This window comes from Desulfosarcina alkanivorans (genome assembly GCF_009688945.1).
In the GTDB taxonomy this organism is placed as follows: Bacteria; Desulfobacterota; Desulfobacteria; order Desulfobacterales; family Desulfosarcinaceae; genus Desulfosarcina; species Desulfosarcina alkanivorans.
In genome coordinates, this window is the sequence record NZ_AP021874.1 from 2,796,179 (window position 1) to 2,811,227 (window position 15,049).

Below are 15,049 nucleotides of genomic sequence, written 5' to 3' on the forward strand. Positions count from 1 at the left end.
TCGCTTGAAAAAAGATGATGCGTTGCATCCGCTGCCCGAGCCTTCCGATGCCGCTGCCGGTTCCGCCCGTGGCAGCCGGCAGGCCGCGTCATGGAATGCGCTGCATCCGCCGAGTATCCCCTCCTCCCCGTTGTGAATCATTAACGCCAGGCGGCTTGGCGCCGCCGGTTTCCCGCCGTGGACGGCCGGCCATTCATGGACCGTTTGTTATTGATCGTCCCCTCTGAATGCGGCGTTCATGGCTGCAGGAACCTCACGGGTTCCCCCACCGGGCCATAGTCTGCGGCCATTTGATCGTAGACCGGCCGCCCGACCAGAAAAGCGTATATCGCATCGGCCCGTTCGGCCGGGTCCACATCGGCAAACCGCGACGGGTAGAGGGTCTTGCCGATGGCAAGGGCATCAGCCATCGCAGTGCCGATGTTGGTGGTGTAAAAATTAAAGGGCAGCAGGCGGTATACCTTCCGGCTCCGGAAAGCCGACAGGGCGCGGTAAAAATCCGGCCGTTTGCGGTAGTCTTCGGCCACCAGGTCCCGACCGGCCCCGTCGATAAAAATGACCTCGGGGTCGAGGCCCAGGAGGACCTCCCTGTCCACGAAAACGTGGCTGCCGATGGCGGCGTCCACCCGTCCGGCCAGGTTGACGGCATGATTCCAGTCCAGCGGTATGTAGTTACGCTGCGTGCTGGTGATGCCGTGGGCACCCCGGTAGCCGATGCCGCCCACAAAAACGCCGGGTTTCTCCCCGTCATGGGTGTCGGCCGTCCGCCGCTTCAATTCTGCGCGCAGATCCTCGATATATTTTACCACCTCGTCGGCCCGCCGCTGGCGGTTGAGGATCCTGCCGGCCAGTTCAAGCGAATGGTATACGGCCCGGTCGAATCGGGACAATTCCCCGTAGCTGAGCACCACCACGGGAATCCCCAGGGTAGCGGCCACCTCGTCGGCCAGCGGCGCATCCATGTAGGTGGCAAAAATCAGATCGGGCCCAATCCTGAGCACGGCCTCCATGTCCGGCTTCTTGTTGATGGCCCCCGGCCCGCCGGGACCGACAACGGGAAGGGTGTGCAGTTGCGGCTGGGCCAACCAGTAGGGGCGGCCGGCAGCAAAGCGTTTTTCCATGGCCTCGACCCCCGCCACCCGGTCCTGGGCATCCAGATAGACGATCAGCCGCAGGGCGCCGGGGCCGAGGCAGACGATCCGATCCGGTTCGGCCGGCACACGCACACTGCGCCCGGCCATATCGGTGACGGTCAGCGACTGCGCCAGTACAGGCGTGGCCATCCACACCAGTAGCAACATCACCGGCAGCCAGATTCTGTACTTCATTGGTTGCTCCTCACTATCAACATTGATGTCCTTGTAAAAAGTCGTTTTTCCGACGGGTTCGTAAAAAAGCCGAGATCAAGGCTTGCGAAGACCGAGAATACCGCTATCGCGGGTGCCGTAGGCAGCGTACTTACGGTACTCCGCAGTGACGAGGGATGAAGCGTAACGCAGATATCGGCTTTTTTAAGAATCCGTCAACATTCACACCGGCACCACCACCCGATGTCCGCCCACCGTTGCCACCTGGACCTCGAGGCCATAAACGTCTTCGATAACCCCTGCGTCCAGATCCTCCCTGGCGGCCAGTGCATGAACCCGATGGTTTTTGAGAAAGAGGAATCGATCGGCAAAACGAACGGCCAGATTCAGGTCGTGGATGGCGACCGCGGCCATGAGACCGTTCTCAACCACCACGGATCGAATCAGGTCCATCACGTCCATCTGGTTTTTCAGGTCCAGGTTGCTGGTGGGTTCGTCCAGGAGCAGGACGGTCGGCGACTGGGCCAGGGCCCTTGCAATCATGACCTTCTGTACTTCTCCCCCGCTCAGGTCGCACACGGGGCGAAGGGCCAGCCCGGAAAGTCCCATCCGTTCCAGCGTTTCTTCGACCACGGCAAGATCGGCGTCCCCCACCCTCAGCCCCATGTGGGGCCTGCGGCCCAGAAGGACGGCCTCGTATACGGTAAGCTGGGCCTGCGCGTGCTGCTGGGGGACATATCCCATTCGCCGGGCAACGGCATCCCGGGGCAGCTCGAAAAGGTTTTCCCGTCCCAGGAACACCGCCCCTGACCGGGGTTTCAGAATCCGGTTGAGACATTTGAGCAGGGTCGACTTGCCGGCCCCGTTAACCCCCAGGATGGCCAGTATGCGCCCCTTTCCCACGGAAAACGAGACGTCGTCCAGCACGGGATGGCTGTTGTAGGAAAAACGGACGTCATCTACCGACAGGATCATCGATAGCCCCGGACCAGCAGGAAGAGAAACATGGGGGCCCCCATGAAAGACGTGACGATGCCCACCGGCAGGGCGCCGGAACCGATCACCGCCCGCCCGATGGTATCGGCCCCCAGCAGCAGCATGGCACCGATGATGGCCGAAAACGGGATCAGCAGACCATGGTCCGCGCCCACCAGCCGCTTGGCAATGTGCGGCGCGATAAGCCCCACAAAGGCGATCACGCCGTGAAATGCCGTGGCCAGGGCGGCCACCAGGGCGGCCGCCAGCATGCCGTAAATCCGCATGCGGCCGACGCTCACGCCCAGCCCCCTGGCGGTCTCTTCCCCGGCGGCCATGGCGTTCAAATCCCATCGCCGGTAGATCAAAAAGAGGGAGGCAACGGTCACCGCGGCGGCCAGGAGGCCGATCTCGGCCCATCCGGCGCGGGCCACATCGCCGAAGGTCCAGAAGACGACCACGGCCAGCTGGGTGTCCGAGGCCAGGTACTGAACCAGCACCGTTGCCGAGGCGAACAGGGACGACAGGGCCACACCGCAAAGGATGATGGCCTCGGGGGAAAGCCGCCGAAGCCCGGCCAGCACCATGATCACGGCCGTGGCCCCCATGGCGCCGACAAAGGCAAAGACGGTCACCGAAACCATCTGCTGACCGAAGCACACGATGGCGGCTGCCGCGCCGAACGCCGCCCCCTGGCTGATCCCCAGGGTTGACGGGGAGCCCAACGGGTTTTTCAACAGGGACTGGATGCTCAGGCCCGACAGGGAGAGGCCCCAGCCGACCACGATGGCCGAGATGATCCGGGGCAGCCGGATCTTCCAGACGACAATATCGGCGGGTCCGACGGTCGCGCCCATCAGGACCCGCAGCAGGTGTTTCGGGGTGATGTCATAGGCCCCCTGGGTCACGGCCAGCACGGCCAGAAAGGCGGTCAGCCCCATCAGAGACATCATCAGGGTGCGTTTGCCGCGAACATAGCCTAAAAAGGCCTCGGTCACCGTTCCCGATGGCGGGACGGCCGGCCCCAGGGTCAACGCCTGGCTGCCGATTTTTCCGCGGGCATCGCCGCCGCGCCACGATGGTTTCAGCATGTCTTCCTCCAAATAAAAAAGCCACGAAAGCGCTCACCCATTGCTGGGGTGCGTGGCCTTCATGGCTTGGCTGACGTGGCGGGTTCGACCCGTAAGGATCGGGATGCTGCCGGTTCAGAAAAAGGGCCGCTTCTGCCGCCCTGCATATGTTAGTGGCATATACCCAATCGACGCCTGTCCGTCAACCCTTTTTCGTAGAATAAAAATCATTCGAAGGGGCGTTGCACCCCATGTTCAAGCAACCCGGCGCACCCCGACCGGCAACATCGACCCGTGGGCCATCAGATTGCGGTGCAGATCGAAACAGTGCTCGAGGTTATGGCTGATATGCCCCAATCGCGAGTCCCGGAGATAGCCATGCAGGATGTCCCGGTAGGCCGGATGGGCGCAGCGGTCGATAATGGCTCGGGCGCGGTGCCGGGGTCCCAGGCCGCGTAAATCCGCCAGACCCTGCTCCGTCACCACCACCCCGACGGAATGCTCGTTGTTGTCAATGTGGGGGCACATGGGCACGATGGTGCTGACGTCGCCGCCTTTGGCCACCGATGGCGCCATAAAAATGGACAGATAGCTGTTGCGTGTAAATTCACCGCTCCCGCCAATGCCGTTCATAATGTCCATGCCGTATACATGGGAGGAATTGACATTGCCGTATATGTCGATCTCGAGGGCCGTGTTGATGGCAATCACCCCCAACCGCCGGATCACACCGGGGTGATTGGAAATTTCCTGCGGTCTGAGGACGATTCGGGGTCCAAAATAATCGATGTTGTCCACGATCTCCTTCAGTTTGCCGGCCGTCACGGTGAGGCTCGTTGCACTGGCGCCCAGCAAACGCTCACCGATCATCAAGTCCACCAGGGAATCCTGGAAAACCTCCGAGTACATGAAAAATGGAGGAATATGAGGAGAACTTCCCATGGCGGTCATCACCCCGTTGGCGATATTGCCCACCCCCGCCTGGATCGGCAAAAAATCGGAGGGAATGCGGCCGCAGGCCATCTCCCGCCCCAGGAAGTCGGCCACATGACCACCAATGGCCTGGCTGACGGCATCCGGTTCGCTGAATCCGCCGACCTGGTCCGACGCATCGTTTTCAACGACCCCGACCACCTTGCCCGGGTCCACCTGGGCATAGGGCCACCCGACGCGCGAGAGGGGGTCGTGAATGGGAATCGGATTCCGGTGAGGCGGCGGCGGCATGACCAGGATGTCGGCCATTTCCCTTAACCGCGGGGACTGGTGACGGTTGAGTTCGATCACCACGCGCTTGGCGTATTTCAGGTAGGTCGGGGAGGCCCCGATGGAGGTGCTCAGGTAGACCCGGCCATCCGGCGTAATCTCGGTGGCCTCGACCACGGCCAGATCGATGTCGCCCAGAAACCCCCAGGCCACCATCTGGGGAACATGGGACAGGTGCATATCCACATACTCCACCTGCTGGCGGTTGATCTGCCGTCGCAGGGCTTTACCGGTCTGGTAGGGGCAGCGCCAGGAAATCGCCTCGGCGGCGGCCAGGTCCTCGTCAATGCTGTGCCCGCTGGAAGCGCCGGTGAGCACCCTGATCTGAAAGGGATTGCCGGCGGCATGCTGTTCACGGGCATAGTCCGCCAGGGCTTCGGGTACGGCTTTGGCCGCGCCGGCGGGCGTAAAGCCTGAGAAAGAGACGGTCTGGCCATTGGCCACGGTACGGGCGACTTCTGCCGCCGTTAAAATCGGATAGGGTCCGTATGCTGCCATGTTTCAGATTTCCTCCATCGGTTATAGAAATGATCGGCAACTCGCCGTGTTCCCGTCTTGATCAGCAACCGCTGTGCCAGATGTCGTGAGTGGGCACCATTGCTCGACAAGCCTGAGCATCCATCGCCCGTGACCCCCTTCACGGGCCAGGCGCCTGTCGACCAAAGGATCGATGCGTGTCCGATTTTTTTTCAGGTTGTTCGATTCGGTGACGGCTCGAATCATCCGACAGCGATTCGTGAACGGGGAACCGGCAGGCGGACACGTGGCAACCCGGTATAGCAGCCCATGTCCTCATTTCTGCGGGGCACCATATTGACAGAATGTATATCGCATCGGCGGCCGATCAAAATTATGAATTGGACTTCGCCGGGGTTTCGTGAAAATGGGTCTATACTCATAACAAGTTAATACATCACACCTGCGGAAAGGAGGACGCGGACATCATGAAGAACTTTTTTGCCAGCCGTTGGGGAATTGTCAGCGTGGGAGGAACCATCGGCATTCTGGCATCGCTGCTGCAGAACCTGGGAAACCCCGGCAATATGGGCATCTGTGTGGCCTGTTTCGAACGCGACATGGCCGGTGCACTGGGGCTGCACCGGGCCGGCGTGGTCCAATACATCCGTCCGGAGATCATCGGGTTCGTCATCGGTTCGATGATTGCCGCCTATCTGTTCAAGGAGTTCCGGCCCCGGGTGGGTTCGGCGCCCATTGTCCGCTTCGTTCTGGGCGCCTTTGCCATGATCGGGGCACTGGTCTTTCTGGGATGTCCGTGGCGGGCGGTGCTGCGGCTGGCCGGCGGCGACGGCAATGCCATCCTCGGATTGCTGGGTTTGACCTTCGGCATCTGGATCGGTACGCTTTTTCTCAAAAACGGCTACAATCTGGGTCGCACCCAGAGCACCCACACCACGGTGGGGTGGATGCTGCCGCTGATCATGCTGGGTTTTCTGGTCCTCCTGCTGATTTATCCACAGATTGAAGGACAACCCAAAAGCGGCGTTCTATTCTACAGCCTCAAGGGTCCCGGAGCCATGCACGCCCCGCTCATCATTGCCCTGATCGTGGGATTGGGCATCGGATTTCTGGCCCAGCGCAGTCGGTTCTGCACCATGGGTGCCATCCGGGACGTGGTGCTGTTCGGTCAGACCCATCTGCTCACCGGCTTTCTCAGCCTCGTGGTGTTCGCTTTTCTCACCAACCTGGCACTGGGTCAGTTCCATCCGGGCTTTGCCGGTCAGCCCGTGGCCCACACCATGCACGTCTGGAATTTTGCCGGGATGGCCCTGGCCGGTCTGGCCTTCGCCCTGGCCGGCGGCTGCCCCGGTCGACAGTTGTTTCTCTCCGGTGAGGGCGATGGCGATGCCGCCGTATTTGTAATGGGAATGATCGTCGGAGCCGGTTTCGCCCACAATTTCGGTCTGGCCAGCTCCCCCAAGGGCGTCGGCCCCCATGGCATCGCCGCCGTGGTTGTCGGACTGGCCGTTTGCCTGTTCATCGGCTTTACCATGCGGAAAAAGGCGTAAGGAGGATAATCATGAGCACAACCATCGATGCACGCGGATTGTCGTGCCCGCAACCGGTGTTGCTGACCCTGGACGAAATCAAAAAGGGCGCTGAATCGGAAATTATCGTCATGGTGGACACGGACACCTCCAAGGAGAACGTATCCCGGGCTGCCCAAAGCCAGGGATGCACCGTAACCGGCGTAAAGCCGGATGGCGAGGGCTACCAGATCTGCATTACCAGGGGATAGCGTGGGATTTTTCAATTTTCTCAGAAGCAACCCGAATAAAAAGAAACCGGCGGCGGTCCGTCAGGAAGACCGCGGCTTTCTGGTGTTCGAAAACACCAGCGAAGTCATCCAGGCGGAAAACCTGCTCAAACAGGCGGGCTGGACCGTCCAGGTGATGGGTCCGCCGCCGGAGATCCACTCGGGCTGCGATCTGGTGATCACCTTTCCCCTGATCGAAGAACTGAACATCCTGCGACTGCTCGACAAAAACCGGCTTCCGCCCCTGTCGGTGGTGCCGGTCACCGGTCCGTTGCTCGAACCGGTCGGCATCTACCAGGTCAAGGACTTCGGCGAATATCTCATGGTGCGCGCGGCCAACATGAAGATCGCAGTAGAGAAGAATAGCCGAAAAATCGTCAACGTTTCCGGCGGCGGGTGCCCGGATGTGCCCTATCTGGCCCGCAAGATGGTCGGCAAGACGATCGATGAAGCGCCCCGCCCCCGAGAGATCGGCCACACCCTGTGCGGCTATGCCCTGGAACTGGCTTTCGAGGAGACCCGGGTTCGATGCGCGCCGTAGTCGGAACCGTACCGTTCGAGGATTTTCCCCTCACCGTGGGCAACGTCTCTCTTTCCGGACAGGACCTGCAGATCGGCGGGCACACCGTACCCGTCAACCGTGGCACGCCGGCCCTGCTGGCGGCAACGGTCAGGGCCCTGGAGGTGCTTGGCAACGGAAAGGTCACCGGTTTTCTCGTCGGGGACATCGGCCTGGGCAAGGGCAGCCGGCGACTGTATGAAACCCTGGTCCGCGATCTTAACGGATACGACCTGGAAAGCCTGACCTTCCACTACCTGCAGCCGGATGTGGACTGGCACAATCGCGTCCGCTTTGCCGTGGAGGAAATGCCCCGTCGACCGCTGCTGATCGCCGATGCCGGGTTCATGTACGCGGCCAAGATGAGCGGCAGCGCATCCAAATACGATCTGTTCACGCCGGATGCCGGCGAGCTGGCCTTTCTGGCCGACGAAGCGGCCCCCCATCCCTTTTACACCCGCGGGTTCATCCTGCACGACGAAAACAAGGTTCCCGACCTGATTCAGCGAGCCTATTCACACAAGAATGCGGCCCGCCATCTGCTGGTCAAGGGAGAAATCGACCGTCTGGCCGACCGGTCGGGCATTCTCGAAAGCGTCGACGGTCCGTCCATCGACGCCATGGAGGCCATGGGCGGCACCGGCGACACGCTGACCGGGCTGGCCGCGGCGTTGATTGGTGCCAACGGTCTCTCCCTGCACCAAGCCGCCATCGCAGCGGCTATGATCAACCGCGAGGCCGGCGCATTGGCCAGTTTGACCCCCGCCAGCCAGGTCGCCGATCTGATCCGTCATCTGCCCCGGGCCATGGAAAAAGTCCTTACCTGAGGCGTGTAGCGCTTCCTGTAGCCCCTATTTCTCGTTGGCTGGGGTTCCCACGCCTACGAATTGCCCATTTCTTTTCATTCAATTTAAATGATTTCAAACGAACTCATTGTGGTTATCTGAAATAGGACCTGGTCTGTACCATGGTTGGTATCGCAGATTTGGTAACAACAAAATCACCGGTGAAATCCGGTGCATCTTCCTTGTTGAAAAATGATTATCAAGATAGTTTGAATTTTGACAACCATTTGGATGCAGTTCTGAGTTCAGCCCCATTCGGATATGTTTTCTCTCTATTCAGTATTTTTGAAACTTGAACCATTTTAATGCTGGGAAAGAATTTTTTAAATGTTTCAAAATTTGGACTGAGGCTGCTGTCTTTCCATTTTACCTCTATTAATAGCGAAGGGATGTTGTTTGCTGTTATACAAAAATCAATTTCTCTGCCATCTTTATCCTTCAGGTAATACAGTTTTCCTTCTTCTCCCAGACAATCTTTCCGGAAATGTAACTCCTTTTGAATGGCGCATGCCACAGTGTTTTCAAGCTTAATGCCTTGTTCACCAAGGACCTGGCCGGTATCGTAGAAATAAAACTTTGGCGTTTTCTGAATAGCCCTGGCAATATTTTTGTGGAAAGGTGAAACTTTAAAAAGAACATACATGTTTTCAAGTATGGTTAACCATCTTTTAACCGTTTTATCCGAACACTGCAGATCTTGTGCAAGGGAACTATATGAAATAGGACTTCCTACCCTATGTTTTAATAATTGGATCAGGGTTTCAATCTGAGTGATCTGTTGGACATTTTCAAGATCAATTAGGTCTTGCTTTAAAATAATATCAAGATGAGATTTTTTCCAACGATTATAAAATCGGCTGGTCCCATTTAGAAATGGTTCAGGGAAACCGCCAATCCGAAGAAGTTTATCCAGCTCGGCCTCAAGATCGTCTGATTTTAAATAAGTATTAATTTCCTTAAGATCCAGTGGATGCATTCTAAATTGGAAAAACCTTCCTGCTAGAGAATCTCCAACCTTTTTATAAGTATCTAATTTGGCGCTGCCTGTAACAAGTATGGATGGTGGTATACCTTCTGTATCGTAAACCCCCTTTAACCAGGATTTCCAATTTTTTAACTTGTGCAGCTCATCAAAAATAACCAGGGGTTTTGATCGGTCCCAGGACTTTTCATTCAGGCTCAATCTGTCTTCAACACTATCATAGTTGAAATAATCAAAATCGTTTTTCAACATTTTCGATAGCGTTGTCTTTCCAGTTTGGCGTGGTCCAGTCAGTAGAATGATTTTTTTATCTAAATCTTCTTGGATATATCTTTCAAGGTATCTTTTCATGGAGACTATTTTGGCATCTATTCCGAAATAGTCAAGACTTTTTCGGAATTCTATTCGGTAAAGTCGGATTTTAAAATCTGCTTAGGACGCTGGTTTTTACCCTGAAACTGAACGGCTAAGAACATTTTGAGGCCATTTTTAAACTTGACCCGCACTTTAATGGGCGTCCCCGGATCACCGGATCACTTTCCGACCCCGGATCAGGCCACCTATCCGACCGATCGGGCATTCTGAAAAGCGTCGACGGACTCTCCGTGGAGGCCATGGGCGGCACCGGCGATACGCTGACCGGTCTGGCCGCCGCGTTGATCGGTTCCAACGGCCTCTCCCTGTCCGCAGCAGCCATCGCAGCGGCGAGGATCAACCGCGAGGCCGGTGCATTGGCCGATTTGACCCCCGCCAGCCAGGTTGCCGATCTGATCCGTCATCTGCCCCGGGCCATGGAAAAGGTCCTAGCCTGAGGCGTGTAGTCCCTTCTTGTAGCCCCTGACGCTCGTTGGCTGGGGTTCCCACGCAGACGAATTGCCCATATCATTTCGTTCAATTTAAAAAATTTCGAACGAACTCATTGTGGTTATCTGAAATAGGACCTGGTCTGTACAAGGTTGGAGCATCAGCGTAATCCGCCATCATTTTTTTGCCTGTGATAGCAATTTGAAAGTCAACTAATCATTGGAAAAGGCCAACCACCAGATGTAGCGGTTGGCCTTCCTTTTTTTTAGGATGCTACTGGGTACATAACTCTTATTATGTTGTCTTCATTGACATGGTGTTTCATCACTTCTACATCCACCTGTATGTCTGCAATAAAACTCTAATTCATTATTTAGTATTTCAGCTTGCTCCAATAGTTCTTCCGCTTCGGCCATCTCCATAAAATGCTTAATATCTAAATCTTCATAGGCATATAAAGAATCTGGAATAAAAATTCATAGAACGTCGGCCACTACTGCTGCAGTTATTGCTTCGACCCCTAAAAATGCTAAACCTGCGCCAATAGCTGCACCTGTCGCTAAATTACTTCCAGTTTTCGCAGAAGACGCCATTGAAGAAGACGCACCAATTGCAATCCTACCTAAAGCATCAAGGCCAAATGGATCAACAAAATTCACCGGATTATTTTGGACATTTATCCGGTCGTACCCTCCCTCCAAAGAAAGCGCATTGCCTATATATCAAAGATCTATACGTTATTATATCGACCTTTAACTGACATAATTTCGACAAGAAATCATAGGGTCGTAGCCGTAAAGTTATGTAAAAGAGCGGCTGAGGATTTACGCCTCAGCCGCTCTTGAATGCTTTATGTCTTGGACTATAGCTTTTCTCCACATTTAGTACATGTCTTGGGTATCCATGATGTCCAGATATAGACTTCATTACCCAAAATCTTTACAGGATTGTGCAAGACGGGTTTACCGCATGAGGGGCACTTAAGCGTCAAGCAGTAAACACCCACACCGGCGGTGAACAGCAATAAAAGGATTAGAATGTGCTCACCAATATAAGCTGAACCTATCATCAGGACAGAACCAATTACAATCCACATAGCCACAATTATTCTATAGTTTTTTCGGAGTGTTGACATATTAATCACTTACAGGGATCTCCATAGGGATTATCGAAGAAGTTTCGTATCTCATTCAGAAAATCTCTAAACGTATATGTCTCAGTGAAACTGCCCGATACCGATCCACCAATGAATGTAGCAGAAGGACCTAATCCTAATGTTCCGCCTAAAAAATCGCCTGTATTATTATCTACAATCGATGTGATGCTAAGGGGACCGACGGTACAATTCTGATTTATTGTGGTGCCTGACACATTGGAAATATCGCCTTTAATGTAACCAATAAATGCGTCAGCAGAAGCATTTACTCCTAATCCGCCTCCACCGGAGCCGAAAACTCCTACATCTGCTTTGCTTTCACCAACACCTGGATTAATCACAACACCGGCGCTTCCCTCAACGCCACCTACTCCAACAGCACTACCGCCACCTCCGATAAGGATATTTAGCAGACCATAAGGATCAATCGCATTGACCGGATTATTTTGGACAAAGATATAATGCTATGACATTCCTTTTTGAATGAGTGATTCATAAATCTTTTTTGACACAGGAATTGAGGAAATCGCTCCTAAGGTTGATACTACAATTCCAATAAAAAAGCTTTTTTCAATGATAATTAAATACAGTCCGATAAATGTAGGTATGATGATCAAAGAAATAGTTGCGAAACTCTTTACTGTCTTTAAAAAGGTTTTATTGGTGGTCTCTGCTTTAGTGCTATTTGGTGACTTTTTCGAGATAGCGTAATATCGCCGAACTCCGATGTAATACCCATAAATAACAGCAGGAAAGCTTACCAGAAAAACAGGTATAAGAATGATAAGACTATCTTGAATTGTAAAACGGAAAACTCCCGTAATAACAATATGAATTGCTAATAATGAAAGGGAATAGACAAAGGCAATGGCAAACGTCTCAGCGCAGAATTTATACATCTTTTTAGTCTCCACAAGTGTCACCAGCACCAGTATCATGATGATCTATATGGCCTGAAGGGAAGGCTGGGAAAAGGCCGGAATAATCCGAAAGAGTTGGAATGTCTGTACTGATTAAGTTGTTAACATGATTGATTATCGTTGTCGTTCCAAACATGACCTGGTATTCACCTGCGGCAACCAGGGAAACTCCAACTGGTATCACCAATGCACTAAATCCAAAAGTCTCCGGAATTGCTGCTGCAGAAGATGCTGTTAACAATGCTCCGCCAGTTCCAACCCATGCTCCAGAAATGATAGAGGCAGTTCCAATCACAAAAGGAGAAAAAAAATGTTCGACTGGTACCCAATACTCTCCCAATGTTTTTAATCCATACGGATCTAAAAAATTGATGGGATTATTTTGGACCATAGCATAGAGGTTAATCCCCCCAACTTCTCCCAACGGATCACGAGTCAGCCACTTGCCGATCAACGGTGAGTAAAGCCGGAACCCATAGTAATTCAAACCAAGCTCTGAATAATAGCGCTTGGTAGAGAACTGAAACGGCTGATCCAGAGCACCGGTTTGGGCCAGCACCTTTCCGAAACTAACGTACCGGTAGGCGACAGCGACAGCGGAGGCAGTATCCAGCACGGCAGAAACATTGCCCTTGCCGTCGTAGTAATACGTATAATCGTAAGCATTCACGGGGTACTTTGATGGTCCGATTGGCTTCGCAAGTCCCCGAAATCAATACACAAAAGCAAGGTTCCTAACCATCTGGAATAATTCAAAATAAATCTAGATTTTTCTTTTTGGCTATGATAGGGTGCTTTTCATGGCACTCAAAAGACCTTTTTCGGAACTCGATTGGCAACTGACGCCAGAGCCGGTGCGTCATTACATCATGGCTCTGGAACGGACGCTTTTCGATATGGAACAGCGGATTGCACTCCACGAAAAACGGCTCGAGAAGCTCGAGGTTCGGACCCGGAAAAATTCTCACAACTCCAGCAAGCCACCGTCTTCCGATCCACCTTTTGCGAGGAAGAAGAGAAAGCAAAAAAAGAGCAAAAAGGCTAAAGGCGGTCAGAAAGGCCATAAGCCGCACCAGCAGCAAGTGCTGGACCCGACCGAGAGCTATTGGTTGACCCCGCAACGTTGCTCATGCGGGCATTCGGCTTTCGATCAGGAAAAGATGAAAACGTTTTACGTACATCAACATATTGAGCTTCCCGAAATCGAAATGCAAGTCAATCACTATCTTCTCCAGCAATGCGATTGCCCTAACTGCGGTAACGTGGTCAAAGCCATGCTGCCACCTGAGATGTCCACCGGTTACGGTCCTCGTTTTACCGCCTTTATCGGTGAACTGAGCGGCATCAAGGGCATGAGCCGAAACGATGTCAAAAAGTTGTGCGAATCTGTATTAGACATTCCCATTGCCACCGGAACCATCCAGAAAATTGTCGACCGCACCTCAAATGCGCTATTGCCAGTCTACGAACGCATCGGCCAGATCGCCCGACGCTTTTGGTGTAACTACATCGACGAAACATCCTGGTTTAAGCAAAATGATCTGCACTGGCTGTGGGCCATGGTAAATGAACGGGTGGCATTTTATCGTATCGACCCACACCGGTCTAAGGAGGCCTTCGAAAACTTAATCCAGGATTGGAACGGCATTCTGGTCAGTGATGGATACGGCCTATACCAAAAATGGGTGCACCGCCAAACCTGCCTGGCTCACCTGATCCGCAAGGCCGATGCCCTGACGGAAAGAAAGAAACCCGACCTTCGCCGCTTCGGAGAAATCGTCGCCGCCTGGCTGAGGCAACTGGTATCGTTTGCCAAAGAACCTCCCGACTCAAAACAGTGGTCGGATTTTTATACGTTCTTCTTGTTCACCGTCTCCCTTTGGGAGGAGGACAAGACCGATGCTGGTAGACTTGCCCGTCAGATCGTACGGGAAATGGACAGTCTGTGGACCTTTCTCGATCACCATGGCGTCGAACCTACAAATAATCGCGCTGAGCGGGCCTTACGTTTTGGTGTGCTGTGGCGAAAACGCAGTCTGGGAACCCAAAGCGAAAAGGGTAATCGGTGGGTCGAGCGGATCTTGTCACTGAAAGAGACCTGCCGTTTAAATGAAAAGCCCACGTTCCCATTTCTCGTGGAATGTATTGCTTCCTACTTTCGTAATATAATGCCTGACCTTTCCTGGATTTGATTCATACGGGAATATCCCGTGAACGCGTACGTATAATCCATACCACCTTGGCGCATATTCAGCAATCCGCCGATCCCGCCACCCATGTTCGCCCCCCAGGTGTATTCGCGGGTAAGCTGATTCGTGCCGTCGCGCTCTTGGAGCGCCAGCAATCCATCGCGAACGATGCGCATATCGCTCACAGGAGAACTGTTCTCATTTTTTTATCTGTCCCATAAAACTGAAGGCGCTATATACGAACTCGGTCTTGTAGGTGGTCCCTCCATCCGCATACTCGATGGACACCAGCCGGTTCTCCGCATCGTATGCTGCGGTGAACGGATGGCCGGCAGGTGTATATCCCTGGATCAGGTTGCCTGCGTCGTCGTAGGCTAGTGCCCCGGTGGTGCTGTCGCTGGTCATCTGCTCGACAACATTGTGCGTGTAGGTGGTCACCTGATCGGCGGCAAAGCTGATGCCCGGCCCGTCGGTGACCGTTTCCGAAGAGATCTGATCCGGATGCTCGGTGTCGGCGTAGGCATAATCGAAACGAGTGATGGGTTGCGAAGAACCGTCGGTGTTGATCAGGGCTGTGAGGCGTTTGAGCGGATCGACGTATTCGTAGGTTGCCTGTCCGTTTTCGGGGCTGGTAAGGAAACGGCGGGCAAAGAAGAAATCTCCTTCAACCACCGTCAGTCTTAACAGTTTCTGAACTTTTGCAA

16 protein-coding genes are annotated in these 15,049 nt (G+C 54.1%); 6 read left to right on the forward strand and 10 right to left on the reverse strand.

Annotated elements, in window-relative coordinates; all coding sequences use genetic code 11:
• Positions 1–236 precede the first annotated feature (236 nt).
• The 4 genes from DSCA_RS12305 to DSCA_RS12320 form a co-directional block, all read right to left on the reverse strand.
• Positions 237–1,328, reverse strand: coding sequence for an iron ABC transporter substrate-binding protein (locus tag DSCA_RS12305; protein ID WP_155316715.1), 1,092 nt, complete (start codon positions 1,326–1,328; stop codon positions 237–239).
• Between the two features lie 201 nt (positions 1,329–1,529).
• The gene (locus tag DSCA_RS12310; RefSeq protein WP_155316716.1) at positions 1,530–2,282 is read right to left on the reverse strand and encodes an ABC transporter ATP-binding protein; all 753 of its coding nucleotides are present in this window, start codon (positions 2,280–2,282) and stop codon (positions 1,530–1,532) included.
• The gene (locus DSCA_RS12315; RefSeq protein ID WP_231716462.1) at positions 2,279–3,373 is read right to left on the reverse strand and encodes a FecCD family ABC transporter permease; all 1,095 of its coding nucleotides are present in this window, start codon (positions 3,371–3,373) and stop codon (positions 2,279–2,281) included. Before DSCA_RS12315 ends, DSCA_RS12310 begins: the two co-directional genes overlap by 4 nt.
• A gap of 234 nt (positions 3,374–3,607) precedes the next feature.
• Positions 3,608–5,113, reverse strand: a complete 1,506-nt coding sequence (locus DSCA_RS12320) for a succinate CoA transferase (protein ID WP_155316717.1) — start codon at positions 5,111–5,113, stop codon at positions 3,608–3,610.
• A gap of 410 nt (positions 5,114–5,523) precedes the next feature.
• On the opposite strand from DSCA_RS12320, the gene yedE reads away from it, so the two are divergent.
• Genes yedE through DSCA_RS12340 form a run of 4 tightly spaced genes read left to right on the forward strand, consistent with a single transcriptional unit; the run spans position 5,524 to position 8,276 of the window.
• Complete coding sequence (gene yedE, locus DSCA_RS12325) at positions 5,524–6,642, forward strand: YedE family putative selenium transporter (protein WP_269434670.1); 1,119 nt, start codon at positions 5,524–5,526, stop codon at positions 6,640–6,642.
• Between the two features lie 11 nt (positions 6,643–6,653).
• A complete protein-coding gene (locus DSCA_RS12330; RefSeq protein ID WP_155316719.1) occupies positions 6,654–6,872 on the forward strand; it encodes a sulfurtransferase TusA family protein in 219 nt (72 codons plus the stop codon).
• Between the two features lies 1 nt (position 6,873).
• On the forward strand, positions 6,874–7,431 hold the full coding sequence (locus DSCA_RS12335) for a DUF3343 domain-containing protein (RefSeq protein WP_231716464.1): 558 nt from the start codon (positions 6,874–6,876) through the stop codon (positions 7,429–7,431).
• On the forward strand, positions 7,419–8,276 hold the full coding sequence (locus tag DSCA_RS12340) for an NAD(P)H-hydrate dehydratase (RefSeq protein ID WP_155316721.1): 858 nt from the start codon (positions 7,419–7,421) through the stop codon (positions 8,274–8,276). The genes DSCA_RS12335 and DSCA_RS12340 overlap by 13 nt, the downstream gene beginning before the upstream one ends.
• Positions 8,277–8,493: 217 nt before the next feature.
• Here DSCA_RS12340 and DSCA_RS12345 read toward each other — a convergent pair whose 3' ends face one another.
• The gene (locus DSCA_RS12345; RefSeq protein ID WP_155316722.1) at positions 8,494–9,627 is read right to left on the reverse strand and encodes an ATP-binding protein; all 1,134 of its coding nucleotides are present in this window, start codon (positions 9,625–9,627) and stop codon (positions 8,494–8,496) included.
• Positions 9,628–9,881: 254 nt separating this feature from the next.
• On the opposite strand from DSCA_RS12345, the gene DSCA_RS12350 reads away from it, so the two are divergent.
• Positions 9,882–10,088 carry an NAD(P)H-hydrate dehydratase gene (locus DSCA_RS12350; RefSeq protein ID WP_331457159.1) on the forward strand — a complete coding sequence of 69 codons (207 nt, stop codon included), beginning with the start codon at positions 9,882–9,884 and terminating at the stop codon, positions 10,086–10,088.
• A 468-nt stretch (positions 10,089–10,556) separates the two neighbouring features.
• On the opposite strand, the gene DSCA_RS12355 is transcribed toward DSCA_RS12350, so the two are convergent.
• The 4 genes from DSCA_RS12355 to DSCA_RS12370 all read right to left on the reverse strand — a co-directional run bounded on the left by DSCA_RS12355 (position 10,557) and on the right by DSCA_RS12370 (position 12,826).
• Complete coding sequence (locus DSCA_RS12355) at positions 10,557–10,739, reverse strand: hypothetical protein (protein WP_155316724.1); 183 nt, start codon at positions 10,737–10,739, stop codon at positions 10,557–10,559.
• A gap of 481 nt (positions 10,740–11,220) precedes the next feature.
• Positions 11,221–11,577 (reverse strand): hypothetical protein, encoded by a 357-nt coding sequence (locus DSCA_RS12360; protein WP_155316725.1) that lies wholly within the window; start codon positions 11,575–11,577, stop codon positions 11,221–11,223.
• Positions 11,578–11,700: 123 nt separating this feature from the next.
• The gene (locus DSCA_RS12365) at positions 11,701–12,135 is read right to left on the reverse strand and encodes a hypothetical protein (protein WP_155316726.1); all 435 of its coding nucleotides are present in this window, start codon (positions 12,133–12,135) and stop codon (positions 11,701–11,703) included.
• A gap of 4 nt (positions 12,136–12,139) precedes the next feature.
• Entirely contained in the window at positions 12,140–12,826 is a 687-nt protein-coding gene (locus DSCA_RS12370) for an RHS repeat-associated core domain-containing protein (RefSeq protein ID WP_167527740.1), read from the reverse strand.
• 130 nt (positions 12,827–12,956) lie between these two features.
• Between DSCA_RS12370 and tnpC the strand changes: the two genes are divergently transcribed.
• A complete protein-coding gene (tnpC, locus tag DSCA_RS12375; protein ID WP_155314961.1) occupies positions 12,957–14,348 on the forward strand; it encodes an IS66 family transposase in 1,392 nt (463 codons plus the stop codon).
• Positions 14,349–14,543: 195 nt separating this feature from the next.
• Here the strand turns inward: tnpC and DSCA_RS12380 are convergent, their stop codons facing one another.
• On the reverse strand, positions 14,544–15,017 hold the full coding sequence (locus tag DSCA_RS12380; RefSeq protein ID WP_155316728.1) for an RHS repeat domain-containing protein: 474 nt from the start codon (positions 15,015–15,017) through the stop codon (positions 14,544–14,546).
• Between the last annotated feature and the right edge of the window lie 32 nt (positions 15,018–15,049).

Bases quoted from the DNA above. Each gene is read 5' to 3' on its own strand.
- DSCA_RS12305 (WP_155316715.1), bottom strand. From the start codon at position 1,328: ATGAAGTACAGAATCTGGCTGCCGGTGATGTTGCTACTGGTGTGGATG.
- DSCA_RS12310 (WP_155316716.1), bottom strand. From the start codon at position 2,282: ATGATCCTGTCGGTAGATGACGTCCGTTTTTCCTACAACAGCCATCCC.
- DSCA_RS12315 (WP_231716462.1), bottom strand. From the start codon at position 3,373: ATGCTGAAACCATCGTGGCGCGGCGGCGATGCCCGCGGAAAAATCGGC.
- DSCA_RS12320 (WP_155316717.1), bottom strand. From the start codon at position 5,113: ATGGCAGCATACGGACCCTATCCGATTTTAACGGCGGCAGAAGTCGCC.
- DSCA_RS12330 (WP_155316719.1), top strand. From the start codon at position 6,654: ATGAGCACAACCATCGATGCACGCGGATTGTCGTGCCCGCAACCGGTG.
- DSCA_RS12340 (WP_155316721.1), top strand. From the start codon at position 7,419: ATGCGCGCCGTAGTCGGAACCGTACCGTTCGAGGATTTTCCCCTCACC.
- DSCA_RS12345 (WP_155316722.1), bottom strand. From the start codon at position 9,627: ATGAAAAGATACCTTGAAAGATATATCCAAGAAGATTTAGATAAAAAA.
- DSCA_RS12365 (WP_155316726.1), bottom strand. From the start codon at position 12,135: ATGTATAAATTCTGCGCTGAGACGTTTGCCATTGCCTTTGTCTATTCC.
- tnpC (WP_155314961.1), top strand. From the start codon at position 12,957: ATGGCACTCAAAAGACCTTTTTCGGAACTCGATTGGCAACTGACGCCA.